Raw genomic sequence first — 25,137 nt, forward strand, 5'->3', positions numbered from 1 at the left:
TCGTTGGGGAGCCGGGACCTCTCAGGCCACCTGCTGCATCAGCTGGTGGCCGAGGTCGGTGGCCCAGTCGCCGGCACGGGCCTCTTCCTCGTGGGCGAGCGGACCCTCGATGGAGGAGACGTAGAAGCTGGCCGCCGGGGGTACGTCGTAGCCGCGGCGGCGCAGCAGATGCGCCACGTGCCGGGCGGCGGAGCCGGGCAGGTGCCGCATCGAGCGCGCCCGGGTGTCGAAGGCGGCGAGGTGGACGTGCTCGGCATCCTGCACCTTCTCGAGCCACTCCCGTACGCCGCGGGACTCGACCTCCGCGGGGGCGCCCCGCAGCACCGCGTCGGCGCGCGTGTTGGGGCGGCTCATCCCGAGCGCGTGCGTCGGTGCCCCGATGACGACCAGGTCGTGGGTGCGGAGCACGTCATCGCCGGCCAGCGTCACCGGGATCACCTTGACCTCGATGCCGGCCTTCCGCAGCCCGTTGGCGACCGAGGTCGCGATGGTCGCGGTGTTGCCGAACATCGACTCGTAGACGACTGCGGCTCGCATCTGGCTCACATCCTTCCTCCGGCGCCGCGCTCCCTGCGCCCGCCATCGGAACCACCTTCCGACGGAGCCCACACGCACGGTCAGTGGCGCACGTCCCCGACCCGAGGACCTTGGTCCGATGCCGTGGACCGGAGCCGCGAGGACCCTGGAGGTATGAACACACTCGAATCACCCGTCGTGGCGGAGGGTCGCGGCGTACATCTCCGTGATGACCGACCCGAGGAGGCGTCGCCGCCCACGGTCAACCCGGTCGGGACGGGGCGGTCGTGAGCGCGGCTGCGCGAGTTCGTCGAAGGACTTTGGTCCTCGGCCTACGGGCCCGACGGGCATTGGCGAGCGCTGTCCGCGGTCGTAGATTGAACACGTGACCGAATCAGCATCGCCGGAGCGCGCCGCGGAGCCCATCCGGGTCTTCCTGCTCGACGACCACGAGGTGATCCGCCGTGGGATCAGAGACCTCCTCGAGGACGAGGACGACTTCGTTGTCGTGGGCGAGTCCGGCCTCGCGGAGGAGGCCCGGCGCAGGATCCCGGCGCTGCGGCCCGATGTCGCGATCCTGGACGGCCGGCTCCCCGACGGTTCCGGCATCGACGTGTGCCGTGACATCCGCTCCGTGGACCCGAGCATCGCCGCGCTCATCCTGACCTCGTTCGACGACGACGACGCGCTGTTCTCGGCGATCATGGCGGGTGCGGCGGGCTACCTCCTCAAGCAGGTGCGCAGCGCCGACCTGGTCGAGACCGTCCGCCAGGTCGCCGCCGGCCACTCGATGCTGGACCCCGCGGTCACCGCGCAGGTTCTCGAGCGGATCCGCAGCGGCCCGAAGACCGACTCGTCGTTCGAGAACCTGACCAACCACGAGCGCCGGATCCTGGAGCTGATCGGCGAGGGCCTGACCAACCGGCAGATCGGCAAGGAGATGCACCTGGCGGAGAAGACCGTCAAGAACTACGTCTCCTCGCTGCTCGCCAAGCTGGGCCTGGAGAGCAGGACCCAGGCCGCGATTCTGGTGACCAAGACCATGCAGGATTGATACGTTGGGGGGCGTAGCACTCATGCGGTGGGGAGGGTCGAGGTGGGGCGTACGCCACCAAGGCAACGTCGTGGGTCCGAGCCGGCGACGGACAAGACCCTGCGCGGTGCGCCACTCGATGAGCTGCTGACCGAGGTGCTCGGCCGGGTGACCGACGCCCGCGACGAGCAGGTGCGCTGGCGGCTGCTGCTCGACGCCATCGTCACGATGGGCGCGGGCCTCTCGCTCGACGACCTGCTCGAGCGGATCGTCGACGTCGCTCGGACACTCGCCGGTGCGAAGTACGCGGCCCTCGGGGTGCTGGCCAACGGCGGCGAACGCCGGCTGCGCCTGTTCATCACCCGCGGACTGACCACGGAGCAGCAGATCCTGATCGGGGACCTGCCCAGCGGTCATGGGGTGCTCGGGCTGCTGATCGACCACCCCGAGCCGGTCCGGATGGGAGACATCACCGCCCATGCGGCCTCCTACGGCTTTCCCGCGAACCACCCGCCGATGCACTCGTTCCTCGGTGTGCCCGTGCGCGTCGGGGAGAAGGTCTTCGGCAACCTCTACCTCACCGAGAAGACCGACGGCAAGGAGTTCAGCCAGCAGGACGAGAGCATCGTGGTCGCCCTGGCCGCGGCGGCCGGCGTCGCGATCGAGAACGCGCTGCTGGCCGAGGAGGCGGCCCGGCGTGGACGCTGGCTCGGCGCCCGCGCCGAGATCACCAGCGCGCTGCTGGACGACACCGACCGCGCCACCGCCCTGCAGCTCGTGGCCGACCGGGCCCGCGAGATCGCGGGCGCCGACATCTCCTGGATCCTCACCGGTTCCTCGGCCGAGCAGCTGCGGGTGGAAGTCGTCTCCGGCACGGAGGTCGACGTCGACGTCCTCAAGCAGGCTCCGTTGGGTGAGTCGGTCGCCGGGCGGGCGATCCGTGAAGGCGTACCGATGATGGTCGAGAACATCGCGGAGGCAGCGGCCGGAGGGGCCGCGGCCGACGTCATCGACCTCAGTGACGTCGGCCCTGGCGTGCTGGTGCCGTTGGGACGCACCGCCCCGTCGGAGGAGATGAACGCGGTGGGTGTTCTAGCCCTGGCCTGGCGACGTGCCAACGCCGAGGAGGCCCAGCACGTCGACCTGGCCGTCGCCGATGCGTTCGCCGGGCAGGTGGCGGTGGCCATCCGCCTCGCGCAGAACCGTGAGGAGCGCAAGCGGCTGGCCGTCTACGACGACCGCGACCGGATCGGCCGCGACCTCCACGACGTCGTGATCCAGCGGCTCTTCGTCATCGGTCTGCGGCTCCAGGGCGTGCTCAACCTCGCCGAGAACCCGAAGCTGCACGGCCGGCTCGACCAGGCCATCGAGGACATCGACGACACCATCCGTGACATCCGGCGCGCCGTCTTCGAGCTCGGCACGCCAGACCACAGCGGCGACATCCAGTCCCAGGTCACCGAGATCGTCAACCGGGCCGCGAAGTCGCTGAAGTTCCGCCCGGCGCTCTCCTTCGACGGTCCGGTGCGGCTCCGGGCCACCCCGGAGGTCACCAAGGAGGTCATCGCCGTCCTCGGCGAGGCCCTGTCGAACACCGTCCGCCACGCGCAAGCGAGCGAGGTGGAGGTCTCGCTGTCCGCCGGGACCGACCTCGTGCTGCGCGTGCGCGACGACGGGGTCGGCGTGCCCGCCGACGCGGTGGAGAGCGGGCTGGCCAACATGCGCCACCGCGCCGAGGCCCACGGCGGCAGCTGCACCGTGAAGCCGGCGCGGCCGCAGGGCACCATGGTCGAGTGGTCGGTGCCGTTGGGGTGAGCCCCGGGCTCTCCGGTCGTGGGAAGGTGCTCCCATGGACGTACGCCGCCTGCTGCCGACGTGGGCCATCGGCTACCAACGGCAATGGCTGTGGCCCGATCTGCTCGCCGGCGTGACGATCACCGCCTACCTGGTGCCTCAGGTCATGGCGTACGCCGAGCTGGCGGGCCTTCCGCCGGAGACCGGCCTGTGGGCGTGCGTGGGCGCGATGGTCGTCTACGGGCTGCTCGGCACGTCGCGGCTGCTGTCGGTCGGGCCGGAGTCGACCACGGCGCTGATGACCGCGGCCGCGATCGGGGCCATTCCGGCCGCCGCGGTCGACCCGGCCGCGTTCGCGCCGACGCTGGCGCTCGTGGTCGCCGCGATCTGCCTGGTCGGCTGGCTCGCCCGGGTGTCGGTGCTGGCGGAACTCTTCTCCAGGCCCGTGCTGGTCGGCTACATGGCGGGCATCGCGGTCCTGATGATCGTCTCGCAGCTCGACAACCTCACCGGCGTCCAGATCGAAGGCGACGGAGTGCTGGCGGAGCTCGCCAGCTTCGCCGCAAACCTGGATCAGGTCCACGTCCCCACGCTGCTCCTCGGCGGGTGCGCCGCCGCCGCGATGATCCTCGGCTCCCTGCTCGCTCCACGAGCGCCGGTCGCGCTGCTCGGCATGCTGGCCGCCACCGGGATCGTCGCCCTGCTCGGGGACGGGCACGGCCTGCAGCTGGTGGGGGAGATTCCGGTCCGGCCGCCCACCCCGGGCCTCCCGAGCCTCGACCCGGACGTCATCATCTCGATGCTCGGCCCCGCGCTCGGCGTCGCCTTCGTCGGCTACACCGACAACATCCTGACCGGGCGCGCCCTCGCGCGCCGCGACGAGCGCGTCGACGCGCGCCGGGAGCTGCTCGCGCTGGGCGGTGCCAACCTCGGTGCCACACTCATGCACGGCTTCCCCGTGAGCAGCAGCGGTAGCCGCACCGCGATCGGTCATGCCGTGGGCGGGCGCACCCAGCTGACCTCCTACTTCACCGCGGCGGTCACCGTGCTCGCCGTCGTGCTCCTGGCTCCGGTCCTGGCCGCGTTCCCGCAGGCCGCGCTCGGCGCCGTCGTCGTCTACGCCGCCACCAAGCTGGTCGACGTCGGTGAGCTGCGCCGCTTCGCCCGGTTCCGGCGCAGCGAGCTCGTCCTGGCTCTCGTCGCGACCGTGGCGGTCCTCGTCGCCGGGGTGATGTGGGGCGTACTCATCGCCGTGGGCCTCTCCGTGCTCGACCTGCTGCGCCGGGTCGCGCACCCGCACGACGCCGTCCTGGGCTACGTCCCGGGCCTGGCCGGCATGCACGACGTCGACGACTACGCCGACGCGGAGGAGGTGCCTGGGCTGCTCGTCTACCGCTACGACTCGCCTCTCTTCTTCGCCAACGCGGAGGACTTCCGCACCCGCGCGCTGGCCGCGGTCGACGGGGCGGCATGGCCGGTGGAGTGGTTCCTGCTCAACGTGGAGGCCAACGTGGAGGTCGACATCACCGCGGTCGACGCCCTCGAGGCACTGCGTACGGCCCTGGCCGAGCGCGGCGTCGTCCTCGCGATCGCCCGGATCAAGCAGGACCTGCGCGAGTCGCTGGCGCCCTCCGGGATCCTGGACCGGATCGGGGACGAGCTGCTCTTCCCGACGCTCCCGACCGCCGTCGAGGCCTATCGGCGACGCGGCGGGGTGTGACGGACCAAGGTCCCCGGATCGGGGCCCCGACGTCCCTGCTGGCCGGCGCCGGAGCGGATGAGAGTGGTGCTGGGAACGGCGGACGTGCCGCGCCCGAGAGGAGCCGACATGGCCGAGAAGACGTCATCACCACCGAGGAGCTCGTCCTCGAGCACCGGGGTCGGTTCGAGAAGGCCGTTGCCGTCCCGGCGTCCGTCGACTGAGCCGCTCCGGCCGCTCAGAGACAGGGCGTCGGCCGTGATGACTCAGCCGCTCTCCGCCTGCCCACTTCTCTTTCGGTGGACCCTGACCGTCACGGCGGCCGAGGCTGTTGGGTTCCTCGCCCCTGCCGTGGTCGGCGCTGTCACCGCGGATCTTCCCTGGTACGGCGCTCCGCCAGCGCTGCTCGCGGCGGGTGCGGTCGAGGGAGCCATCCTCGGCTGGGCGCAGGCCGCGGTGCTCCGTCGAGCGCTGCCCGCACTCCGCGGACCCCGTTGGGTGATGCTCACCGCCGTCGCGGCGGCGGTGGCGTACCTGCTGGGGACGGCGATCGCGCTCGGCTCGACGGGGCCGGGTTGGGCGGGCATCGTCGTCGCGGCCGTCTGTGGTCCTCTGCTCCTGCTGTCGATCGGCGGCGCGCAATGGCTCGAGCTGCGCCATCACGTCGCGCGCGCAGCCACCTGGATCCCGGCCACCGCCGTCGCCTGGCTTCTCGCGCTGGCCGCCTTCCTCCTCATCGCCACCCCGCTGTGGCACGAAGGGCAGCCGGTCGGGGTCAGCATCGCGATCGGTGCGGGTGCAGGAGTCGTGATGGCGTTCGTCCAGGCGGTGCTCACCGGATGGTGGCTGCTACGGCAGCTGTCTCAGGAGAGGAAGCCCCGGCGTCGACAGCGAGTGCCAAACGGGTGATGTCGTCGGGGCCTTGGTCCCGAACCGAGAGGCTCGTCGACCCTTCGCGTGGCGTCGGCGCCCGTGGAGGCTGGCTCTCATGGGACGTTGGGTGTGGAGCCTCGTGGCCGGCACGACTGCCGGCTGTGGACTGGCCGTGCTCATGACGTGGTCGGTGGCCGCGACGCTCGGATGGTGGCTGGCCATCGAGCTGGTCGCAGTCTCGGTGTGCGTGTGTCTGTGGCCCGACGGGCACCGGATCCGCTGGTCTCTGTTGTTCGTCAGATGCCTGCCGTGGCCCACGGTGCCACTCGCCGCCGGCGGCCTCGTCATGGCTCTCGGGCTGGCGACCGCGATCCTGGTGACGGCCGCCGGGCTGGCCGCGGCCTGGGAGGCCGGATGGCTCGACGGACGTGCGCACGAGGAGTGGTCGGCGAAGAGGGCGGCCAAGACAGAGCGCCGCACCCGGGTCCGTGCCGGCGGCCGGCCCGCCGCCGTGATCAGCCCCCGCGTGGTGGACGTGGTCGACCCTGTCGACGCCGTTCTGGAGGTGACCGACGAGCTGACCGACGCCGACCTCTGCCGAGCGTGGCGGTCCAGCTACGTCGCGCTCGACCGCGCCACCGAATCGAACCAGAAGCTGCGAGCCGTGCAGATTCGCGCCCTGCTCCTCGACGAGCTCGGGCGTCGCGATCCGAAAGGGCTGGAGGCCTGGTTCCGCTCTGGGGCGAGAGCGGCCGGATGGCCGGACCGCTACCTCCGTGGTGGCGTACCACCCCGCCAGCCTCGGAGCACACTCTGACCACCCGTAGCAGTTGTCATAGGGGACCTAGATCCCGGTGAACGCGGACCTTAGGCCCTCGCTTCCGGCCACCGGACGCGGTTCTGATGGAACTGGCCGATGTGGCCACGAGCCTCCGGGTCGGACTCATGGGGGAGGCCCGACCCGGATGGGCGCTCGGCGGGGCGGATCACGCATCCGCCCCGCCGGGCGGTGCACGTCCGGCCGCTCGCCAAGCCCGCGGCTTCACGGCCCACCGGCCCGACAGGGCGAGGACCTAGGGCCCCTGGGGTGCGGACCCCGTTCTCTCGTCGCGGTGGGGGCGGTGGCGATTCGCTGAAGGTGTCCGGCCCGAACCCACGGACCGGCGACACCGATGGAGGAACCATGACTTCGATCTCCACGCCCGGCTCCGCGACAGCGCTGCCCGGACAGTTCTCGACGCCGGCGGCACGGATGTTGGCGGCGCTGCGGATCGGGTTCGGGCTCACGTTCCTGTGGGCCTTCTTCGACAAGCTGCTCGCGCTGGGGTTCCACACCGGCGCGATCACCAACGAGGCCGGCACCCGCACCGGCATCGACTTCTTCGCCGAGGACGCAGCCTGGATCAACGGGGGCAGTCCCACCGAGGGCTATCTGTCCAACGTTCCCGAGAACAACTGGCTGCAGGGCATGTGGAACGACATGGCCGGCCAGTGGTGGGTCGACGGGCTGTTCATGCTCGGCCTGCTCGGAGTCGGGCTCACCCTCACGCTCGGCATCGGGATGCGGATCGGCGCCGTCGCGGGAGCGGCGATGTACCTGCTGATGTGGTTCTCGAGCTTCCCGCTGGAGCAGAACCCGATCATCGACGAGCACCTGCTCGGCGCACTCACGGTCGGCGTCCTGGCACTGACGTATGCCGGTGACACCTGGGGGTTCGGCAGGCGCTGGGCGCGGCAGCCGATCGTCGTACGTCACGGCTGGCTGCGATGAGCATCTTGTTCAGACGTGGTGGGTGACCAAAGGCCCTCGGCTCGGGCCGAGGGTCCGTGTCGAAGGACGGCCTCGGAGCGCGACGCTGGAATCATGAACGAGAGCAGAGACCTCATCCTGGCAGGAGTGGACGGCACCGAGGCCGGGCTGGCCGCCGCCCGCTACGCCGCCGCAGAGGCGGTACGGTGCGGCGCAGCGCTGCACCTGGTGTACGTGGTCGACCCCTACGCGCCACCGCTGCCGACCTGGCCGGTGGCTCCCACGGCAGCCGACTCGAGGATGGGTCAGCTCGGCCGAGCGATCCTCGCCGAGGCGGAGGAGGCGGTCGCCGACAGCGGCGCGGTGGTGAGCACGTACCTCCTGCTCGGCCTGCCGGCAGGGGTGCTGGCCCAGCAGGCCGCCAAGGCGCGCCTCGTCGTGCTCGGCGACCAGCCGCGCTCGTTGTTCGACCGGATCATCACCTCGTCCATTCTCGGCCCCGTCGCGGCGCACTCGCCGGTGCCGATGATCGTGGTCCCTGCCTCGTGGCAGCGCGGTGAGGAGTCCCGCGAGATCGTCGTCGGAATCGAGGATCCCGCCACCTCGGTCGCCCTGGTACGCCGGGGTCTGGACGTGGCGGCCGAGAGGGGTGCGCGGCTGCGGCTGCTGCACGCCTGGCACACCTTCGGGGCGTACCAGGACTACCTCACGGTCGGGAGCGAGGGGCAGGAGTGGAGCGACCGCGCGGAGCGTGAGCTGGCGGCGGTCCTCGAGACGGCCCGAGCCGAATCGGGTCCGGCGGCGGCCGAGGTCGACACCCGCGTCGAGGTCGTGCACGCACAGACCGCGTACGCCCTGGTGGAAGCGTCCCGCACCGCGGATCTGCTGATCCTGGGGCGCGGGCGGAGCTTCCTCGGCTTCGGGCATCTGGGCGGCACCGCCCGGGCGGTGCTGCGGGAGAGCAGCTGCCCGGTCGAGATCGACCCGCACGTGGCCCCGACGTTCGAGGGGGACGCCGGGGCCACGGACGGGGCCACCACATCAGACAGCAGGCCGGCTCATGCCGGACGAGCGTGATGAAGACGACTGTGTCGAAGACGAGCAAGGAGCAGGCGATGTACTTGGCAGCACGATGGTTCCCCGGGCACCTGGCCGCGATGGACCACGCCGAATGCGTGGAGCTGCTGGACCGGAGCGAGGTCGGCAGGGTCGCCTTCGACGATCCTGAGGGTCCGCTGGTCCTGCCGGTCAACCACGTCATGGTGGACGAGCGGATCGTGTTCCGCACGGCCCCGCGCACGGCGATCGCGAACCACGTCGGCACCGGGCAGGTGTCGTACCAGGTCGACGAGTTCGACAGCTACACCTCCTCGGGCTGGAGCGTGCTGGCGCGTGGGCCGGCGGAGTTCGTCGACGGGGTCTGGCTGAAGGCGCACGATCTCGAGCCGGAGCCCTGGGCGGACGGCCGGCGAACGTTGTTCGTCTGCATCACGCCCACGCAGATCACCGGCCGGCGCGTCGTCCCGGTCTGAACCGTACGTAGCAGACGACTAGAGCCGAAGGAGCCGACGTGTCGAACGCATCCATCCCTGAGGGCGCCGTCCTGGTCGGTGTCGAGAACTGGCCGGCAGCGACGGAGAGCGTGTCCTGGGCCGCCGAGCAGGCGTTCCGCGACGGCCGCGACCTGTGCCTGCTCCATGTGGTGACCGGGGCGACCCTGGACACCCCGCCCGGATTCCGGGCCGGGGCACCTTCGGAGCTCGACCAGGACCATGGCGCGGTGGTGCTGGCGACCGCTAGCCGGTACGCCGACCGTCGCCTCGACGAGCTCTCCCGCGCGCCCGATTTCTTCGGGTTCCGGCGGCCGGAGGTGCGCGTGGACCTGCAGGTCGGGCCGGTGGCATCGGCGCTGGACGCCGCCTCCAGCGCCGCGTCGCTCCTGGTGCTCGGGTCACGGGGGAGAGGGCCGATCAGCAGCCGGATCCTCGGCTCGGTCAGCAGGTCGGCGCTCGTGGACGCCCGGTGCCCGGTGGTGGTGCTCCGTCCTGGCGCCGGCGAGCTGGGCCGTGGTGTGCTCGTCGGTATCGACGGGACCAGCGACTCGATCCCTGCTCTGGAGTTCGCCTTCGCCCAGGCCGCCCAGCGCAGCCTGCCGGTCACGGTCCTCTACTGCTACCGCTCCGGCGGCGCCGATCGCTCGGACGACCGGGTGCTGGTCGCGGAGAGCGTCGCCGGGCTCCGGGAGCGCTACCCGGATCTGCACCCGCATCTGCGGATCGAGGCCGGAAGCCTCGCGCACACGCTCTCGGAGCAGTCGCCGACGATGCACATGGTCGTGGCCGGGAGCAGCAGCACCGGCGTGGCGAAGTATCTCCTGGACCACGCGCACGGCGTCGTCGCCGTGATCCCGCCGGCTCTCTCCCGAGCCGACACGTCGCCGCCCACCGCCGCGGTGTGAGCCTCAGATCTGCATCCGGAGAATCGCGCCGGGCCAGGGCTCGGCCTGCCCGGTGTCGACCGTGAAGCGTCGCTCCAGCGCGAACCCGAACCGCTCGTAGACGCCGATGAGCGCCTGGTCGTCACCGGCGTAGCAGTCGAGCCGCAGCTGCTCCACCTCACGCTGCCGGGCGATCTCGACGGCGTCGTCGACCAACATTCGGCCGACGCCCGCACCGCTGTGGGAGCGGGCGGTGACGAGCAGCTGCAGGTAGAGCTCCGGGACCGATGCGGGATCGACGTACGGCAGCGGCTGGTCGGCCAGGACGCAGACCCCGACGACGTCCCCGTCCACCTCGGCGATGCGGGCGGTGCGCTCCGAGAGCATCGTCCGGATCTGCTCGACCCGCGCCTCGATGGCCGAGAACGGCTCCGCGCCCCACTGGCCGGTGCGGCCCTGGGAGGCGAGCCAGAGCACGGCGGCGTCGAGGAGGCTCAGGGCGGCGGGAAGATCGCTGACCGACCCGGATCTGACGTGCATGGGCGGAAAACTGCCACGGCCGCGATCGCCTGTCGAACGGATTCGTGAGGCGTGCGAGTAATTGCGTCGCGCGTGAGCTCCTCCGCCCGCTATCGTTCACGGCGATGGGAACGCTGAAGTAATCGATCGGGACGCTGCGTCGAGTTTTCTCCGCAGCGGGTCCTGAGCGACCGCGTCGCCTCGTCGGCGCGCTCGAGGTCCCTTTCCGATTCTGCGTCCCCGGGCGCGAGCCACCGTGGCGGATGCCCCGCCGCGTCGAGGAGTCCTCATGTTCCCGTCTGCTTCCCTCCCTGACCGCTCCGTCCGAAGCCACCGTGTCTGTGAGCTGCGTGCGACCACGGTCCGCTTCGGCGAGCGGATCGTCCTCGACCGGGTGGACCTCGTCGTCGGCCCGGCCGACCGCCTGGCCGTCATCGGTGACAACGGCGCCGGAAAGTCGACGCTGCTCGACCTGCTCGCCGGTGTCGTGGCGCCGGTCGCCGGCGAGACCCGCGTCGTCGTCCCCGGCGGCATCGCGCACGCCTCCCAGGCGCCGCGGTTCCCGGCCGGCGCGACCGTGCAGGATGCCGTCGACCTCCTGCTCGCGGACCTCCGCGACCTGGAGTCACGTATCCGGTCCTGCTCCGATCGACTGTCCCGCGCCGACGCGGGCGAGCAGCCCCGGCTGCTCGAGGAGCTCGGCGACCTCGTCGACGCCTACGAGGCACGTGACGGCTACGGCGTCGACCGCCGTGTCGACGCCGCGCTCGACCAGCTCGGCCTGGGCGGCCTCGACCGGGAACGTACGGTCGACGGCCTCTCCGGAGGCGAGCGAGCTCGTCTCGCGCTCGCCGTTGCGCTGTCGGCCAACGCCGAGCTCCTGCTGCTCGACGAGCCGACGAACGACCTTGACGGCTCCTCGCTGGCATGGCTCGAGGACCGTCTCGACGAGCATCGTGGCGCGATCGTGGTGGTCACCCACGACCGCGCCTTCCTCGAGCGGTTCGCGGACGACATCGTGCAGGTACGCGACGCCGGGCTGCGCCGCTACGGCAACGGCTATGCCGGATTCCTGGTGGCGCGGGCGACCGAGCGACGACGCCAGGCCGAGCGGCACGAGGAGTGGAAGGCCGAGATCGCCCGCAACGAGGCACTCGTCGAGGCGAACGCGTTCCGGCTCGAGGCGATCCCGCGCAAGCTCGAGCTCGACGGGTTCGGGCACGGCGCGTTCCGGGCGCGCAGCCGCGACCACGGCGCGAGGGGCCGGATCCGGATGGCAAAGGAACGCGTCGCCAGGCTCGAGGATGCAACGACACCGGCCGCCGAGCCTTACCTCGCACTCCATGACGTACGTCGCTCAGCGGGTGCCCGGCTGAGGATGGCCGAATGGACGCTGAAGGCCGGGGACCGGTGGCTGGTCACCGGACCGAACGGGGCCGGCAAGACCACGCTCCTGCGACTGCTGGTCGGCGAGCTCGCGCCGGATTCGGGGACGATCGAGCGCGCACCGGGAGTGCGGCTCGCCTGGCTTCGCCAGGACGTCGCGGCGCCACCTGCGGGCTCGGTCGTCGGCGTGTTCGCCCGCGCCGTGGGGATCCACCGCGAGGACGCGGTCGAGCGCCTGCGGCGGTTCGGGCTGTTGCGCGAGGAGGAGATGCGCCGCCCGGTGCGGGCTCTCTCGGTCGGGCAGCGTCGCCGCCTCGACCTCGCGATCGCGCTGTCAGACCCTGGTGACGTACTGCTGCTCGACGAGCCGACCAACCACCTCGACCCCGAGCTCGTCGAGCAGCTCGAGGACGCACTCGAGGCTCATCCTGGTGCCGTCGTCACGGTGACGCACGACCGTCACTGGATCCGCCGCGCCACCGGATCGCAGCAGGTGCGTGTGCGCGGAGGAGAGGCGGAGGTGGCCGCGGTCAACCCTTGACATGAAACCAAATGGTTTCCTATTTTGGAGTCGTGGAACAGGTGTTTCGAGCCCTCGGCGACCCGACTCGGCGGGCGTTGCTGGATGCATTGCTGCAGGAGGACGGACAGACCCTGTCCTCACTGGTGAGTCGTCATGCGATGACCCGGCCTGCGGTGGCCAAGCACCTGGCGATCCTGGAGGACGCCGGCCTCGTGGTCGTCGTGCGCAAGGGGCGCGAGAAGCACCACTTCCTCAACGTCGTGCCGATCCGCGAGATCCATGACCGCTGGGTGACGAAGTACACCGAGACCTGGGCGAGCGGCCTTGCCGACCTGAAACGAGACCTGGAGCGCACGATGGAGAAAGTCTTCGAGATCTACATCCGCACCACGCCGGAGCGGCTGTGGGATGCGATCACCGACCCGCAGATCCGCGCGAAGTACCACTTCGGCGCGGGTGTCCACTCCGACTGGACCCCGGGATCCGGCTTCACCATGGTCCACCCGGGGGCGGAGCAGCCCCTCGCCGAAGGCGAGAACCTCGTCGTCGAGCCGCCGAGGCGACTCGTGCAGTCGATGCGCACCCTCTGGTCCGAGGCGGCCGAGGAGCAGGGCACCACGCGGGTGACCTGGGAGATCGAGCCCGTCGGCGACTCCTGCCGCCTCACCGTCACCCATGACCAGCTGAGCGGCGACGCGCCCCCGGAGCTCTACGGCGGCTGGCCGATGATCCTGTCCGGTCTCAAGACGTGGCTGGAGACGGGGGAGACCCTGACCACCCCGGGATCGCAGATGTACGGCCCGAGCTGACCTGAGACCGATGTCATCGAATCGAGAGGAACCCTCATGAGCACCATCACCGACATCCGCACCGTCGGCATCACCACCGCCGACCAGGACAAGGCCATCACCTTCTACCGCGACACCCTGGGCTTCGAGGTGCGACTCGACGTCGACGGACCGACCCGCTGGGTCGAGGTCGCGCCGGCCGGGGCCGACGTCTCCGTCGCCCTCGTCGCCGGCGACCGCGAGGCGGGGACGGTCACCGAGACCGGCATCCGGTTCAACGTCCCCGACGCGGCCGCCGAGCGCGAGTCGCTCAGCTCTCGCGGCGTGAGCGTCGGCGAGCTGCTGCGCTGGCCGGGCGTACCGCCGATGTTCACCTTCGACGATCCCGACGGGAACCGCTTCGTGATCCTCGAGCAGACCGCCGCCGCGGCGTCATGACCGGTCGGTGTTCGGGGCGGTCTCGCCCGTTCGAGCGGTGTTGCTCAGGTAGCCCGCGGTGAGCGCGACCATCTCCTCGAGCACGGCCTCGCGCGGGTAGGGCGGCCGGTCGAGCACCCAGCGCAGGGCGATGTTCTCCATCGCCACCACCAGCACCCACGCTGTGATCTGCGGGTCGGGGCGGGTCATCCCGACCGGCCCGGCCCGCAGATAGGCGGCGGTGAGGTCGCGTACGCGGTTGACGAGCGCCGCGTGGCGGTCGCGGTTGCGGGAGGCGGGGAGCTCTTCGGTCAGGACGCGCAGCAGGGCCGGATCCTGCTCCAGCCCGGCGAGGAGTGCGTCGGCGACCGACCGGATCGCCGGTGTGCCGACGGTGCTCGTCTGGAGTGCCAGCGCCGAGGCGGTGCGCTCGGAGACGTCGTCCCAGTAGCGGCTGATCACGATGTCGAGGATCGAGGCCTTGTCGGAGAAGTACTGGTAGAGCGAGCCGGGGCTGATGCCGGCGGCGACCGCGACGCGGTTGGTCGAGAACGTCTCGTAGCCGTCCTCGACCAGCACCTGGCGTCCGGCCTCCAGGATGCGCTCGACCGTCGCCCTCGAGCGAGCCTGGGTGGGTGTCTTGCGCATGCCCTTACGTTAGGCAGAACGCGAATTGAAAGCGAGCTCTGGCTCGCATCACGCTGGAGGTATGACCACACTCGCGCAGCAAGGCACCCACCCCACCGGATTCCCCACACGTTTTCGCGAAGGCGAGGCGCGCAGCCGCCGTCTCGGGCGGCCGTTGCGCCTCCTGGGCCGCATCGACGAGGTCGACGAGGACCTGATGGAGCGGATCGGGCGGGCGTTCGGCGAGCGGGACGAGGCCGGCGCGCGGCTGGCGGAGGCGATCCGGATGCGAGCCGGGACTCCGGGCAAGGTCACGATGACCCAGCTGCGTACGGCACTGGAGCACGGTGTCGCGGCGGTGGAGTCCCCACCTCCGGCGCTCGCCGACTTCTTCGCGCAGGTCGAGTCCACCCCGGACTGGGTCGACTGGGACCTCGTCGACGAGGGCGGCCGGGTGTTCACCCGACTCGGCCAGAATGCGGCCGACGTGCTGCTGCAGCTCTCGCTCATCAGCGGCTACCGGTTCGGAGGTCCACCGGACCTGCTCGTGGCCACCGGCGGCCTGACCGGCAGCACCACCCGGCGGCGCCTGGCCGAGACCCAGCACTGGGCGGTGAGCCTGCGCGAGCTCGGCGGGCTGCGGCCACCGGGGCCGGGATCGGCCTCGGGTGAGGCGTGGCGGCTCACGGTCCACGTACGTGCGATGCATGCGCTGGTCAACGCCGGGTTCGAACCCAGGTGGGACACCGGTAGGTGGGGGCTGCCGATCAACCAGGCCGATCAGGCGGCCACGCTGGGCCTGTTCGACGGCGTGCTCATCATCGGGTGCCGGGCGCTCGGAGTGCCGGTCTCCAGGCGGGACGCCCGGGCGCTGATGCATCTGTGGAAGTACGTCGGCTGGCTGATGGGCGTCGACGAGGACTTCCTCGTCGACGACGAGTGGGAGCGGCACCGGATCAACTACCACGTGCTGCTCTCGCAGGCGGCGATCTCCGAGGCCGGCCCGCAGCTGGCGCAGGCGGCGGTCGAGGTCCAGCGGGAGCGCCGCTATCCGGGCTGGCCGGGTCCGCTGCAGCGGATGCGTGGCTGGTACGAGCGGGAGCGGCTCCTCTCGATGCTGACCGTCTTCCTCGGGACCAGGTCGATGCAGGAGCTCGGCCTTCCGAAGAGGCTGCCGTGGGCGCACGCCTACCTGCTGCCGGTGAACGTGCTCAGATACCGGGTCCTCGGACGGACCGAGGAGGGCCGGGCTCGCCTGGAGCGGCGAGGCGAGCGAAATGCCGACTCGCTGCTGGCCAGCTACTTCGGCTCCGGGCGCGCGGCGGTCGGCGACCTCCCGGAGTGATTGCGTCAGTCGCGGGTGGCGCCGGGAGCAGTGAGGGCGGCCTGGACGGTGCCGTCGATCAGGGCGGCGGCCTCGGCCGCCTTGATCTCGCCCCGGTAGACGGCGCCGGAGGCGGCGTGGAGGACGCTCTGGAGCAGGGTCAGCTGCCACTCGAGCGGCTGGTCGTCGCGGAAGCTGCCGTCGCGGCGCCCGCGCTCCATGAGCGGCTTCCAGCGGTCGATCAGCCCGAGGTGGACCGCCTGGAACTGCTCGAGGGGCATGCTCTGCTCGGCGGCGACGATCAGCGCGCCGTACTGCTGGGTCAGTCGCCACGACGCCTCGAGGAGGCGGTTGAGAGCGGCACGGGGATCGCCATCGAGGTCGACCGCACCGAGCGCCTCGTCGGACTGCTGGATCGCACGTTCGACGACCTGGGTCACCAGGGTCGCCCGGGACTCGAAGTGACCGTAGAGCGTGACCCGGCCGACGCCTGCTGCCTTGGCGATGTCGGCGACGCTGACGTCGGGATCGCGGGCGAGGCAGGCGGTGGCCGCGTCCATGATCGACTCGATGTTCTTACGTGCGTCGGCGCGCTTGAGGGTCGTCACGGCCGGGAACCTCCCACGAGATGTTGAGCATCAGGGTATCGGCTGCCGTGCAGCCGGCCACGCGCACATCACCTTGGCGCGGACCGTGGCGCCGAGCCGTCGATAGAACCGGATTGCGGCGTCGTTGTCGGGTTGTACGCCCCAGGTGATCGTCAGGCCGCCGGCACGCCTCGCCAGCGCGGTCATCAGCAGCCGGCCGACACCGGCGTCGCGATGGCCGGGTCGGACGTAGAGGTCGTCGAGGGCGATGATGTCGCTGCCCGACCACAGGTGCAGGCGGCGTACGGCTGAGACGTAGCCGACCGGCTGCCGGTCGATCTCGGCGAGCAGCACGATGATGTCGGGGCGCTCGAGGTAGCCGGCCCACTGCCCGGCGGTCACGGTGACGGAGCCGGACTGGGCCTGGTGGGCGGCGATCTCTCCGATGAGCGTACGCACGGTCTCGGCGTCGTCCGGGGTCGCTTCGCGTACGACGACGTCCGGGTGGGTGCTCATGCTGGTTCCTGGTCCGTCGCTGCGTGGGCGTGGTGGGCGTGGCTCCCGGAGTACTCGCCGGGGCGCGCGAGCATCGCCACGAGCATGAAGAGCAGCATGAGTACGTGACCGAGCAGCATCAGGCCACCGGCGTCGATGAGCCCGAGCCAGAGGAAGGGAAAGAGGACCACGAAGCCGGCGTACATCGCCGCCGACATCTCGACGATCGGCCTCGGTCCGTGTCCGCGGAAGCGCATCCAGGCAGCCATCGGGATCACCATCGTGGTGGCCATGACCAGCGAGTCGACGTCGGCGCGGTGCACCCACGCGCTCTCCGGTGCTCCGCCGACGGCGAGCAGCCAGAGCGGGTAGAGCAGCATCATCCCAACGGCCATCGCGATGACCATCTGGAGGTAGTGGAGCGCGAACGAGAGCGCGCGGGGTCTGGGGCGGTGGGTCGTGGTCATGACTGGGTCTCCTGGTGAGTCTCTTGGGAATCAGCGGTGGGTGACTGACGGCCGGGGATCAGCACCCCGGCGAGGACGGCGGCGAGAGCTGCGATCACGGCCGCGACCAGGTAGGCCCTCTCGAAGCCGTCGGTGGTGCCGTCGACGAGGCTCGCCGCGGCGACGCCGGACATGACCGCCGCGCCGAGCGAGGCGCCGAGCTCGTGGAAGGTGCTCAGGATGCCGGAGGCGACGCCCGCGAGCTGCGGCTCGACCTGGCTCAGCGCGGTCGCGGCCGCGACCACGAAGAGGACGCCGAGGCCGGCGGAGCCGATGCTGACCGCGACCACGGTGGACAGGGTGCTCATGCTGATCGCGGGTACGACGAGCCCGGCGGCGGCGATGAGCAGCCCAGCGATCCCGAGGGTGCGAGCGCCGATGCGGCCGATGAGCCTGCCGGCCAGCTGCGCGCCGACCATCGTCGCGGCGGCGACAGGGAGGAACAGCAGCCCGGTCGCGAGCGGCCCGTGCCCGGCGGCGCTCTGCAGGTAGAACGTCCCGAGGAAGAAGACCGCCACCATCAACCCGGTCGCGACGAACAGCACGAAGGTGCCGGACAGGACCGGTCGCCGGGTGACCAGGGCAGGGTCGATCAAGGGATGACGCGTACGTCGCAACCAGCCGGCCAGGACGGCGTATCCGGCGATCCCGGCGACGACCAGCAGGATGGTGCGGCTCGACGTCCAGCCCTCGTCGCCGGCCTCGATGAAGCCGAGGATCAGCAGCCCGGTGGAGGCGGTGACGATCAGTGCGCCGACGAGGTCGAGACGTACGTCGCCTCCCCAGGCCGGCAGCGGCGGGAGCTGCCGGGCCAGGAGGACCGCCACGACGACGCCGACCGGGACGTTGATCAGGAACACCCACTCCCAGCCCGGCCCGGCGGTCAGCGCACCACCGAGGAGCACGCCGATCGCCGCGCCGCCGGCGCCGAGCGCCGACCAGACCCCGAGCGCGCGGTTGCGCTCCTCGCCGTCGAAGAGCCGGACCACGATGGAGAGGGCAGCGGGGGAGAGCATCGCGGCCCCGACCCCCTGTGCGACCCGTCCGCCGATCGCCAGCTCCGCGCTGGTCGCGAAGCCGGTGGCCAGCGAGGCGACGGTGAAGGTGGCGAGCCCCGCGAGGACCACGGGCTTCGGGCCGAACAGGTCGGCAGCCCGGCCGCCGAGCAGCATCAGCCCGCCGAACGCGAGCGTGTAGGCACTCACCACCCAGGTCAGCGCATCGCGACCCAGGCCGAGGTCGGCGCCCATGTGCGGCAGCGCGATCGCCACCACGGTGACGTCGAGGATCAGCATGAGCTGCGCCAGCCCCAGCAAGCCGAGCAGCCGCCATCGGCGCGGATCGGGAGAGTGGGCGACGGCAGCGTCGGGGTGGGTGTCTGAGGTCATGGCGCGCCTCCTGAGGGCACAAGTCGAACATCGATGTACGAGATATTAACTCGAACATCGATGTTCGACAACGGGGTTTCTCGGAGCGCCGCCCCTTGCACGGTCCTGAGGTCGCGCCCATGGTGGGTACAGCGACCATCGAGAGAAGGGCCAGGAGCATGTCTTCACACACCTACCGCGTCACCGAGATCGTCGGGACCTCAGACGAAGGACTGGAGCAGGCGATCCGCAACGGCGTCGGCCGAGCGAGCAAGACGCTGCGGCACCTGGACTGGTTCGAGGTCACCGAGATCCGCGGACACGTCGATGACGACGACATCCAGCACTTCCAGGTCGGGCTGAAGGTCGGCTTCCGGATGGAGGACGACTGACGGCCACCGGGTCTACGCCTGAGGGCTCCTCGGCATGAACGCAGGCCAGGCGGCGTGGTCGATGGCGAGCCAGGGCTCGGCGGCGACTCCGCGGGGCGTGGCGTCCACGATCGCGCGCACCTCGCGGTTGAGATGCGGCTGATCGGAGTAGCCGGCGCGCGCCGCGGCCTCGGCGGGCGGGGTGCCGCCGGCGAGGAGTCGGGCGGCGCGGTCGAAGCGGACGAGGCGGGCGGCGTGCTTGGGGGAGAGGCCGACCTGGGCGCGGAACCGGGACCACAGCCGCTGCCGCGACCAGCCGGTCTCCGCCGCGAGCGTGCTGATGTCGGTCCGGCCGTGGTGGAGATGGGTCTGGTGCCAGGCGTACGCGACCTCGCGGTCGACCCTCCGCCGACCGTCGAGGCGGCTGCCGAGGAAGCCGGACATCACCGCGAACCGCTCGTCCCACGACGTGGTGCGCCGCAGGTGGTCGCCGAGGCGTCTCGCGCTCGGTCCCAGGACATCGTCCAGCCCGGCGAAGGTGCCAGTGAGGCCGGCGGTGTCGAGAAGCTCGGTGGCGAGCACCGGCGACAGGCGCACCTGCAGGCACTCGCCCGCGCCTGCGCCCCGCACGGTCACGCCGCCGGGCAGCAGCCCGACCGCGACGCTTCCTGGCATCCGTACGCCGTGGTCGTCATCGACCGCCTAGGCCTGGTCGCCGAGGTCGAAGAGCAGGGTGACCGCCGGGTGGGCGACCATCGCGATGGCCGCCGGACCGGTCCCGCGATAGCGGAAGCCGGCCATGTGGACGCCAGGGATCGGCGCGGCACCGAGCGAACTCCGGGGGATGGTGACATCCACCTGCGACCAGTCCATGGCTTCAGGCTAGATCGGAACCCAAGGCTGACATTCGTCCAAGACGGCGCAGGCGGCGGCAGGCGATCGTGACGACCATGACTACGTACGAACAGCCGACCACCCACGGTGTCCACCTGCTTCGAGACGGCACGGAGACGGCGCCGCCCGTACTGCTCATCCATGGCTCCGGGGCCACGGGATCGACCTGGCAGCCGATGGTGGCGCCGCTGGCGGATCGGTTCCAGGTCCTCCGGGTCGACCTGCCGGGCTGCGGAAGGTCGAGCGCGGCGGCGACCTACGCCGTGCCCGACCAGGCCGAGCGGGTCGCCGCGGTGCTGGACGAGCTCGGCCTCGAGGACGTGGCGGTCGTCGGCCACTCGAGCGGCGGATATGTCGCCACGGCGCTGGCCGAGCGGCGTCCGGAGCTGGTCGGATCGCTGGCGCTGATCAGCACCGGACCGAGCATGGCGGCGCTGCTTCCGGAGCCGGCCCTGGTCAAGCTGCTGACCGGCGCGGTGCTCGGCGCGCTGGTGTGGCCGCTGCGGACGAACACGCTGCTCCGGAAGGGGATCGCCGCCACCGCCGCCCGGCCGGTGACGATCAGCGACGAGGTGGTCGACGACCTGAGGAGAACGTCGTTCAAGACGTTCCGGGCGATCATGCGGGCGAACCGCGACTACATCGACGAACTGAGCATCCCGCAGCGGCTCGCGAGGCTGGACCGGAAGCCGTTGGTGGTCTTCGGCGATGCCGATCCACGATGGGATCCTGCATCCGCGCACGACTACGACATCGTGCCCGGTTCGCGGGTGGCGTACCTCGCCGGCGTCGGACACCTCGCGATGCTGGAGGCGCCGGAGGAGACGGCCCGGCTGCTGCTCGACTTCCTCGGCTGAGCTCGGCTCACGGGAGCGCGGGGTCGCGGGGGAGCACGCCCGGTCCCTCGCGGAGCTCGAAGACGAGCTGCGTCTCGGTCTGCCGTACGACCCGGTGGACCGTGACGTGCTGGAGGACGAAGTCGCGCAGCGCCTCGGCGTCCTCGACGGCGACGTGGAGGTGGAAGTCGTCGGCGCCGGCGACGTGGAAGGCCTGGATCACGCCGGGGGTCGTGGCCAGATCGTCGTAGAGCTTCTCGACGTGCTCCTTGCTGTGGCTGCCGAGCCGCACCTTGATGACGGCCTGCAGCGGGTAGCCGAGGGAACGGACGTCGACGTCGAGACGGCGGCCGTTGATGACGCCGCTGTCGCGCAGGGCGCGCAGCCGGTAGGCGCAGGTCGACTCGGCGAGACCGAGGCGCGATGCGAGGGCCTTGTTGGTGAGCTCGGGGTTGGTGCCGAGCTCGCCCAGGATGCGGCGGTCGATGGAGTCGAGGGCGGTTGCGGAGGGTTGTTCTTTCGCCAACGGTGACTCCCTGGGACGCGGGCTGAGTTGCTCGAAGATGTCAGTATCTGGCATTCGCTGGGATCTTCGGCAATCGATATGGCCTGATCTTGTGGTTCCCGCCAGCATCGCACCATGCCGATCGCGAACCACCACCTCGACTCACTCGCCGTCCACGCCGGCCGGGACGACCTGGCGATGCTCGGCGTCCACGCCCTGCCACTGGACCTGTCCTCGACCAACCCGCTCCCCGACATCGAGCGCGGGGGAGCCTCCTACGAGGCCATGGCGACCGGTGGCCAGCCGCTGTCCGATGGCGGGTACGTCTACCAGCGGCTGTGGAACCCCACCGTCGCGCGCTTCGAGTCGGCGCTGGCCCAGCTCGAGCGCGCGGAGACGTCGGTCGCGTACGCCTCGGGCATGGCGGCCATGACCGCCGCGATCATCGCGAGCACGTCCTTCAGCGGCAAGCGCCACATCGTCGCCGTCCGGCCGCTGTACGGCGGCACCGACCACCTGCTCGCCTCCGGACTCCTGGGTGTGGAGGCGACGTTCTGTGCCGAGCACGAGGTCGCCGCGGCGGTTCGGCCTGACACGGCGCTGGTGGTGCTGGAGACCCCGGCCAACCCGACTCTCGACCTCGTCGACATCGCCTCTGTCGTGGCGGCTGCTGGTGAGGTACCGGTGCTCGTGGACAACACCTTCGCCACCCCGATCCTGCAGAACCCGCTCGAGCTGGGCGCGGCGATGTCGCTGCACAGCGCCACCAAGTACATCGGCGGTCACGGCGACGTCGTCGGCGGCGTGATCGCGTGCGACGAGGAGACGGCCGTGCTGTTGCGTCAGGTCCGCGCAGTCACCGGCGGCCTTCTCCATCCCCTCGGCGCCTACCTCCTCCACCGCGGCCTCGCCACCCTCCCGACCCGCGTCCGCGCCCAGCAGGCTGGCGCGGTCGAGATCGCGGAGTGGCTGCAGTCCCATCGGGCGGTCGAGCGGGTCTACTTCCCCGGCCGGGACGACGATCGCGGCCTGGTCGGCAAGCAGATGACCGGCCCCGGCGCCATGATCGCGATCGCCCTGCGCGGCGGATACGACGCCGCCGCCCGCCTCACCTCGTCGGTGCAGCTCTTCACCCACGCCGTCTCGCTCGGCGGCGTCGACTCCCTCATCCAGCACCCCGCCGGCCTCACCCACCGCCCGGTCGCCGCCCACGCCAAGCCCTCAGCGAACCTCGTACGCCTCTCGATCGGCCTCGAGAGCCCAGAAGACCTGATGGCCGACCTCGACGCCGGGCTCTCGGGCGTGTCCACCTGACGTTCGACCGAGGCTGTCTGGCCGAATTCGTAGCGAACGGGTGTCACCGGAAAGAACGCTGCGCCGCCGCGGTGAGTGGGGCTACGACACCGTCGAGGCGGGATTCGTGCTCAGCACTCGTTGCGCGACGGCGGTGGTCGCCTCGACGCCGAGGAACCCGACGACGCGGGTGACCCGATCGATGTCGAGCGGGAGCAGACCAGGGGTACCGGGGACGTCCGGGGTGAGCCGGAGGTCGAGGTCGTCGCGGCAGGTCATCATCCGCAGGTTGAAGTCGTAGCGCTCCCGGGCGCCGGGCGCGGACAGAGCGCGGACGACGCGCGCGCCGATGCGGCGTACGCCGGTCTCGGCCGCCCACGCGTCGAGGACCTCGGTCACCTTCCGCCCGTCGTTGTCCGAGATGTCGGACCAGACACCGTCCATGGGGCCGACTTGGTCCAACAGGGCCGCCGCGGTCTTCTCGCCGATGCCGCTGACACCGGGGAGGTTGTCGCTGGCGTCACCGCGGAGGGCGGCGTACTCCAGATAGCGAGAGGCCGGCACGCCGTACATCGCATACAGCCGGGCGGGGTTGAGCAGGGGAGAGCCGTTGATCCCGCCGTTGATCAGCCGCAGGACCTGGGTGTGCTCGCTGATCAGCGCGAACGCGTCGCGGTCGGAGGTGATGACGACGCAGTCCCAGCCGTTGCGGCCGGCCCACGCGGCGCCGGAGGCATTGACGTCGTCGGCCTCGAGACCTGGGGGAGTGAGGGTCGCGAGCCCGAGGGCGTCGAGCATCGCGCCGGCGCGGCCGAGCTGCTCGACCAGCATCGGGTCCTTCTCAGCGCGGCCGGCCTTGTAGTCGGGATAGGCGTCCCGGCGTACGGAGGCGGTGCGGTCGTCGAGGCCGAAGAGCACCGCGTCGGGAGCGAAGGCGTCGATCGAGTCGAGGATCTGCCGCAGCATGCCGTGCAGCGCCCAGGCGGGCCGGCCGGCACGGTCGATCATGCGGGTATGCGCCCGGGCATGATGGTTGCGGTGCAGGAGCGACGGGGCGTCGACGACGAGCAGGAGGCGGCGCGAGCCGGTCACGCGTTCCTGCCCAGCCGCCAGCCACCCTCCGGCAGCTCGAGCGCCGACTCCGGACCCCAGGACCCCTGCGGGTAGCTCTCCACGTCGGGCCGGTGCTCGAGGACCGGCTGGCAGATCTCCCACAGCCGCTCGACCTCGCGCGCGCTGGTGAACAGGGTCCGGTCGCCGTTCATGACGTCGAGGATCAGTCGCTCGTACGCCTCCAGCGGCCCGGCGTCCGGCGCGTCCCCCGCGAGGTCGAGGCGGAAGACGCCCTCGGTCAGCGCCATGCCGGGGCCGGGCCGCTTGGCGCGTACGTCGATCTCGATCCGGGGGTCGTCGCTGAGCTCGATCACCAGCTCGTTGGGCTCCGAGGAGCCGGAGTCGGCCGGCTGCAGCCACCGGTGCCGTGGGTCGATGAACCGGATCGTGATCGTCCGCCGCCCGGCCGCGAGCGCCTTGCCGGTGCGCAGGTAGAACGGCACCCCGCGCCAGCGGTCGTTGTCGATCCACGCCTCGATGGCGACGTACGTCTCCACATCGGAGTCGGCGGCGACATCGGGCTCCTCGCGGTAGCCCTCGTACTGCCCGAAGACCACGCGCTCGGGATCCAGCGGCCGCACGGCCGCGAAGGCGGCGGCCTTCGCCGCGCGGATCGCGCCTTCGCGGAACGCGTGCGGATCCTCCATCGCCACGAACCCGAGCAGCTGGCACAGGTGGGTGGTGACCATGTCGCGCAGGCAGCCGGTGCCCTCGTAGAAGCTGCCGCGCCCCTTGACGGTGAGCTTCTCCGGTACGTCGATCTGCACCGACTCGATGCTGTGCCGGTTCCAGGCGGGCTCGAAGAGGCCGTTGGCGAAGCGCAGCGCCAGCAGGTTCTGCACCGCCTCCTTCCCGATGAAGTGGTCGATCCGGAAGATCTGCTTCTCGTCGAACGCCTCGCTGAGCACCGCGTCGAGCTCGCGCGCCGAGGCCAGGTCGGTCCCGAACGGCTTCTCCGCGACCAGCCGGCTGCGGACGTTGAGCTGCTCGCGGTCGAGCATCGCGACCATCGGCTCCACAGCCTGCGGCGGCACGGAAAGATAGAGAAGGCGCTGTACGTCGCCCAGGGTCTGCCCGCTCTCGAGCGCGAGCCTGTCCTCGGCCTCGTGCACCGCCTCGGCCAGTGCCTTGCCGTCCTCGGCGGAGGAGGCGACGAAACGGATCCGCTCCAGCAGCGGCCGAGCCACGGTCTCGTCGACCTCCCCGACGAACTCCTTCAGCGCCTGGTGCACGTGACTGCGGAAGTCCTCATCAGTGCCCGGCGAGCGCCGCCCGCTGCCGATGATCGCGAGCTGATCCGGGAGCCGCTTCGCCAGCGCGAGCCGATACAGCCCGGGGAACAGCTTGCGCGCGGCCAGATCGCCGGTCGCGCCGAAGAGAACGAGTACGTGCGGGGCTGGTTTGGTGGACACATCCTTAGTCAACCACTCGCGGTGGTATTGCCAGGGAACTCGCGCTACCAGCGTGCGTACAGCAGTGAAGCC

The 25,137-nt window shown here is 71.1% G+C and carries 28 protein-coding genes; 16 read left to right on the top strand and 12 right to left on the bottom strand.

Annotated features, from left to right (window positions below):
- Positions 1–21: 21 nt before the first annotated feature.
- Positions 22–537 carry a flavodoxin family protein gene (locus tag ABTX24_RS02180; protein ID WP_350837126.1) on the bottom strand — a complete coding sequence of 172 codons (516 nt, stop codon included), beginning with the start codon at positions 535–537 and terminating at the stop codon, positions 22–24.
- Between the two features lie 364 nt (positions 538–901).
- On the opposite strand from ABTX24_RS02180, the gene ABTX24_RS02185 reads away from it, so the two are divergent.
- From ABTX24_RS02185 to ABTX24_RS02225, 9 genes are all read left to right on the top strand, one after another.
- Entirely contained in the window at positions 902–1,570 is a 669-nt protein-coding gene (locus tag ABTX24_RS02185; protein ID WP_350837128.1) for a response regulator, read from the top strand.
- Positions 1,571–1,597: 27 nt separating this feature from the next.
- Positions 1,598–3,364 (top strand): sensor histidine kinase, encoded by a 1,767-nt coding sequence (locus ABTX24_RS02190; protein WP_350837130.1) that lies wholly within the window; start codon positions 1,598–1,600, stop codon positions 3,362–3,364.
- A 34-nt stretch (positions 3,365–3,398) separates the two neighbouring features.
- Positions 3,399–5,063, top strand: coding sequence for a SulP family inorganic anion transporter (locus ABTX24_RS02195; RefSeq protein ID WP_350837132.1), 1,665 nt, complete (start codon positions 3,399–3,401; stop codon positions 5,061–5,063).
- 240 nt (positions 5,064–5,303) lie between these two features.
- Positions 5,304–5,951 (top strand): hypothetical protein, encoded by a 648-nt coding sequence (locus ABTX24_RS02200; protein ID WP_160028919.1) that lies wholly within the window; start codon positions 5,304–5,306, stop codon positions 5,949–5,951.
- Positions 5,952–6,030: 79 nt separating this feature from the next.
- Entirely contained in the window at positions 6,031–6,732 is a 702-nt protein-coding gene (locus tag ABTX24_RS02205; protein ID WP_160023977.1) for a hypothetical protein, read from the top strand.
- Positions 6,733–7,098: 366 nt separating this feature from the next.
- Positions 7,099–7,686: a hypothetical protein gene (locus ABTX24_RS02210; protein ID WP_160023976.1), complete on the top strand. Its 588-nt coding sequence runs from the start codon at positions 7,099–7,101 to the stop codon at positions 7,684–7,686.
- 93 nt (positions 7,687–7,779) lie between these two features.
- A complete protein-coding gene (locus tag ABTX24_RS02215) occupies positions 7,780–8,742 on the top strand; it encodes a universal stress protein (RefSeq protein ID WP_350837135.1) in 963 nt (320 codons plus the stop codon).
- Positions 8,742–9,197 carry a pyridoxamine 5'-phosphate oxidase family protein gene (locus ABTX24_RS02220; RefSeq protein WP_160023974.1) on the top strand — a complete coding sequence of 152 codons (456 nt, stop codon included), beginning with the start codon at positions 8,742–8,744 and terminating at the stop codon, positions 9,195–9,197. Before ABTX24_RS02215 ends, ABTX24_RS02220 begins: the two co-directional genes overlap by 1 nt.
- A gap of 38 nt (positions 9,198–9,235) precedes the next feature.
- Positions 9,236–10,123: a universal stress protein gene (locus ABTX24_RS02225; RefSeq protein WP_350837137.1), complete on the top strand. Its 888-nt coding sequence runs from the start codon at positions 9,236–9,238 to the stop codon at positions 10,121–10,123.
- Between the two features lie 3 nt (positions 10,124–10,126).
- Here ABTX24_RS02225 and ABTX24_RS02230 read toward each other — a convergent pair whose 3' ends face one another.
- Positions 10,127–10,642: a GNAT family N-acetyltransferase gene (locus tag ABTX24_RS02230; RefSeq protein ID WP_350837139.1), complete on the bottom strand. Its 516-nt coding sequence runs from the start codon at positions 10,640–10,642 to the stop codon at positions 10,127–10,129.
- Between the two features lie 268 nt (positions 10,643–10,910).
- On the opposite strand from ABTX24_RS02230, the gene ABTX24_RS02235 reads away from it, so the two are divergent.
- Genes ABTX24_RS02235 through ABTX24_RS02245 form a run of 3 tightly spaced genes read left to right on the top strand, consistent with a single transcriptional unit; the run spans position 10,911 to position 13,756 of the window.
- The gene (locus ABTX24_RS02235) at positions 10,911–12,548 is read left to right on the top strand and encodes an ABC-F family ATP-binding cassette domain-containing protein (protein ID WP_350837141.1); all 1,638 of its coding nucleotides are present in this window, start codon (positions 10,911–10,913) and stop codon (positions 12,546–12,548) included.
- A 32-nt stretch (positions 12,549–12,580) separates the two neighbouring features.
- Complete coding sequence (locus tag ABTX24_RS02240; protein WP_350837143.1) at positions 12,581–13,339, top strand: ArsR/SmtB family transcription factor; 759 nt, start codon at positions 12,581–12,583, stop codon at positions 13,337–13,339.
- Positions 13,340–13,375: 36 nt separating this feature from the next.
- Positions 13,376–13,756, top strand: coding sequence for a VOC family protein (locus ABTX24_RS02245; RefSeq protein WP_160023969.1), 381 nt, complete (start codon positions 13,376–13,378; stop codon positions 13,754–13,756).
- Here the strand turns inward: ABTX24_RS02245 and ABTX24_RS02250 are convergent.
- Positions 13,751–14,383: a TetR/AcrR family transcriptional regulator gene (locus ABTX24_RS02250; protein WP_350837145.1), complete on the bottom strand. Its 633-nt coding sequence runs from the start codon at positions 14,381–14,383 to the stop codon at positions 13,751–13,753. The two genes, ABTX24_RS02245 and ABTX24_RS02250, sit on opposite strands and share 6 nt — an antisense overlap.
- Before the next feature lie 61 nt (positions 14,384–14,444).
- Between ABTX24_RS02250 and ABTX24_RS02255 the strand changes: the two genes are divergently transcribed.
- Complete coding sequence (locus ABTX24_RS02255; protein WP_350837147.1) at positions 14,445–15,707, top strand: oxygenase MpaB family protein; 1,263 nt, start codon at positions 14,445–14,447, stop codon at positions 15,705–15,707.
- 5 nt (positions 15,708–15,712) lie between these two features.
- On the opposite strand, the gene ABTX24_RS02260 is transcribed toward ABTX24_RS02255, so the two are convergent.
- Genes ABTX24_RS02260 through ABTX24_RS02275 form a run of 4 tightly spaced genes read right to left on the bottom strand, consistent with a single transcriptional unit; the run spans position 15,713 to position 18,662 of the window.
- A complete protein-coding gene (locus ABTX24_RS02260; protein WP_350837149.1) occupies positions 15,713–16,294 on the bottom strand; it encodes a TetR/AcrR family transcriptional regulator in 582 nt (193 codons plus the stop codon).
- A gap of 30 nt (positions 16,295–16,324) precedes the next feature.
- Positions 16,325–16,789 (bottom strand): GNAT family N-acetyltransferase, encoded by a 465-nt coding sequence (locus tag ABTX24_RS02265; protein ID WP_350837151.1) that lies wholly within the window; start codon positions 16,787–16,789, stop codon positions 16,325–16,327.
- On the bottom strand, positions 16,786–17,235 hold the full coding sequence (locus tag ABTX24_RS02270) for a hypothetical protein (RefSeq protein ID WP_350837152.1): 450 nt from the start codon (positions 17,233–17,235) through the stop codon (positions 16,786–16,788). Before ABTX24_RS02270 ends, ABTX24_RS02265 begins: the two co-directional genes overlap by 4 nt.
- Complete coding sequence (locus ABTX24_RS02275) at positions 17,232–18,662, bottom strand: MFS transporter (protein ID WP_350837154.1); 1,431 nt, start codon at positions 18,660–18,662, stop codon at positions 17,232–17,234. Before ABTX24_RS02275 ends, ABTX24_RS02270 begins: the two co-directional genes overlap by 4 nt.
- Positions 18,663–18,820: 158 nt before the next feature.
- Between ABTX24_RS02275 and ABTX24_RS02280 the strand changes: the two genes are divergently transcribed.
- Entirely contained in the window at positions 18,821–19,033 is a 213-nt protein-coding gene (locus ABTX24_RS02280; protein WP_350716960.1) for a dodecin, read from the top strand.
- Positions 19,034–19,045: 12 nt separating this feature from the next.
- Here the strand turns inward: ABTX24_RS02280 and ABTX24_RS02285 are convergent, their stop codons facing one another.
- Together ABTX24_RS02285 and ABTX24_RS02290 are read right to left on the bottom strand one after the other, a co-directional pair.
- Positions 19,046–19,687, bottom strand: a complete 642-nt coding sequence (locus ABTX24_RS02285) for an AraC family transcriptional regulator (protein ID WP_350837156.1) — start codon at positions 19,685–19,687, stop codon at positions 19,046–19,048.
- A 27-nt stretch (positions 19,688–19,714) separates the two neighbouring features.
- Complete coding sequence (locus ABTX24_RS02290; protein ID WP_350837158.1) at positions 19,715–19,885, bottom strand: hypothetical protein; 171 nt, start codon at positions 19,883–19,885, stop codon at positions 19,715–19,717.
- 77 nt (positions 19,886–19,962) lie between these two features.
- Here ABTX24_RS02290 and ABTX24_RS02295 point away from each other — a divergent pair, with 77 nt between their 5' ends.
- Positions 19,963–20,763, top strand: coding sequence for an alpha/beta fold hydrolase (locus ABTX24_RS02295; RefSeq protein ID WP_350837160.1), 801 nt, complete (start codon positions 19,963–19,965; stop codon positions 20,761–20,763).
- A 7-nt stretch (positions 20,764–20,770) separates the two neighbouring features.
- Here ABTX24_RS02295 and ABTX24_RS02300 read toward each other — a convergent pair whose 3' ends face one another.
- The gene (locus tag ABTX24_RS02300) at positions 20,771–21,268 is read right to left on the bottom strand and encodes an Lrp/AsnC family transcriptional regulator (RefSeq protein ID WP_350837162.1); all 498 of its coding nucleotides are present in this window, start codon (positions 21,266–21,268) and stop codon (positions 20,771–20,773) included.
- A gap of 114 nt (positions 21,269–21,382) precedes the next feature.
- Here ABTX24_RS02300 and ABTX24_RS02305 point away from each other — a divergent pair, with 114 nt between their 5' ends.
- Positions 21,383–22,561 carry a trans-sulfuration enzyme family protein gene (locus tag ABTX24_RS02305; RefSeq protein WP_350837164.1) on the top strand — a complete coding sequence of 393 codons (1,179 nt, stop codon included), beginning with the start codon at positions 21,383–21,385 and terminating at the stop codon, positions 22,559–22,561.
- Between the two features lie 81 nt (positions 22,562–22,642).
- Here ABTX24_RS02305 and ABTX24_RS02310 read toward each other — a convergent pair whose 3' ends face one another.
- Both ABTX24_RS02310 and zwf read right to left on the bottom strand, forming a co-directional pair.
- Positions 22,643–23,632 (bottom strand): 5'-3' exonuclease, encoded by a 990-nt coding sequence (locus ABTX24_RS02310; RefSeq protein ID WP_350837166.1) that lies wholly within the window; start codon positions 23,630–23,632, stop codon positions 22,643–22,645.
- Positions 23,629–25,065, bottom strand: coding sequence for a glucose-6-phosphate dehydrogenase (zwf, locus tag ABTX24_RS02315; protein ID WP_350837168.1), 1,437 nt, complete (start codon positions 25,063–25,065; stop codon positions 23,629–23,631). The genes ABTX24_RS02310 and zwf overlap by 4 nt, the downstream gene beginning before the upstream one ends.
- Positions 25,066–25,137: the final 72 nt, after the last annotated feature.

It is taken from the genome of Nocardioides sp. NPDC127514, from assembly GCF_040302125.1.
Classification (GTDB): domain Bacteria; phylum Actinomycetota; class Actinomycetes; order Propionibacteriales; family Nocardioidaceae; genus Nocardioides.

Coding starts and splice junctions, on each gene's coding strand:
- ABTX24_RS02180 (WP_350837126.1), bottom strand. CDS start 537: ATGCGAGCCGCAGTCGTCTACGAGTCGATGTTCGGCAACACCGCGACC.
- ABTX24_RS02195 (WP_350837132.1), top strand. CDS start 3,399: ATGGACGTACGCCGCCTGCTGCCGACGTGGGCCATCGGCTACCAACGG.
- ABTX24_RS02200 (WP_160028919.1), top strand. CDS start 5,304: ATGACTCAGCCGCTCTCCGCCTGCCCACTTCTCTTTCGGTGGACCCTG.
- ABTX24_RS02205 (WP_160023977.1), top strand. CDS start 6,031: ATGGGACGTTGGGTGTGGAGCCTCGTGGCCGGCACGACTGCCGGCTGT.
- ABTX24_RS02210 (WP_160023976.1), top strand. CDS start 7,099: ATGACTTCGATCTCCACGCCCGGCTCCGCGACAGCGCTGCCCGGACAG.
- ABTX24_RS02215 (WP_350837135.1), top strand. CDS start 7,780: ATGAACGAGAGCAGAGACCTCATCCTGGCAGGAGTGGACGGCACCGAG.
- ABTX24_RS02220 (WP_160023974.1), top strand. CDS start 8,742: ATGAAGACGACTGTGTCGAAGACGAGCAAGGAGCAGGCGATGTACTTG.
- ABTX24_RS02230 (WP_350837139.1), bottom strand. CDS start 10,642: ATGCACGTCAGATCCGGGTCGGTCAGCGATCTTCCCGCCGCCCTGAGC.
- ABTX24_RS02235 (WP_350837141.1), top strand. CDS start 10,911: ATGTTCCCGTCTGCTTCCCTCCCTGACCGCTCCGTCCGAAGCCACCGT.
- ABTX24_RS02245 (WP_160023969.1), top strand. CDS start 13,376: ATGAGCACCATCACCGACATCCGCACCGTCGGCATCACCACCGCCGAC.
- ABTX24_RS02250 (WP_350837145.1), bottom strand. CDS start 14,383: ATGCGCAAGACACCCACCCAGGCTCGCTCGAGGGCGACGGTCGAGCGC.
- ABTX24_RS02255 (WP_350837147.1), top strand. CDS start 14,445: ATGACCACACTCGCGCAGCAAGGCACCCACCCCACCGGATTCCCCACA.
- ABTX24_RS02265 (WP_350837151.1), bottom strand. CDS start 16,789: ATGAGCACCCACCCGGACGTCGTCGTACGCGAAGCGACCCCGGACGAC.
- ABTX24_RS02270 (WP_350837152.1), bottom strand. CDS start 17,235: ATGACCACGACCCACCGCCCCAGACCCCGCGCGCTCTCGTTCGCGCTC.
- ABTX24_RS02275 (WP_350837154.1), bottom strand. CDS start 18,662: ATGACCTCAGACACCCACCCCGACGCTGCCGTCGCCCACTCTCCCGAT.
- ABTX24_RS02280 (WP_350716960.1), top strand. CDS start 18,821: ATGTCTTCACACACCTACCGCGTCACCGAGATCGTCGGGACCTCAGAC.
- ABTX24_RS02285 (WP_350837156.1), bottom strand. CDS start 19,687: ATGCCAGGAAGCGTCGCGGTCGGGCTGCTGCCCGGCGGCGTGACCGTG.
- ABTX24_RS02290 (WP_350837158.1), bottom strand. CDS start 19,885: ATGGACTGGTCGCAGGTGGATGTCACCATCCCCCGGAGTTCGCTCGGT.
- ABTX24_RS02295 (WP_350837160.1), top strand. CDS start 19,963: ATGACTACGTACGAACAGCCGACCACCCACGGTGTCCACCTGCTTCGA.
- ABTX24_RS02305 (WP_350837164.1), top strand. CDS start 21,383: ATGCCGATCGCGAACCACCACCTCGACTCACTCGCCGTCCACGCCGGC.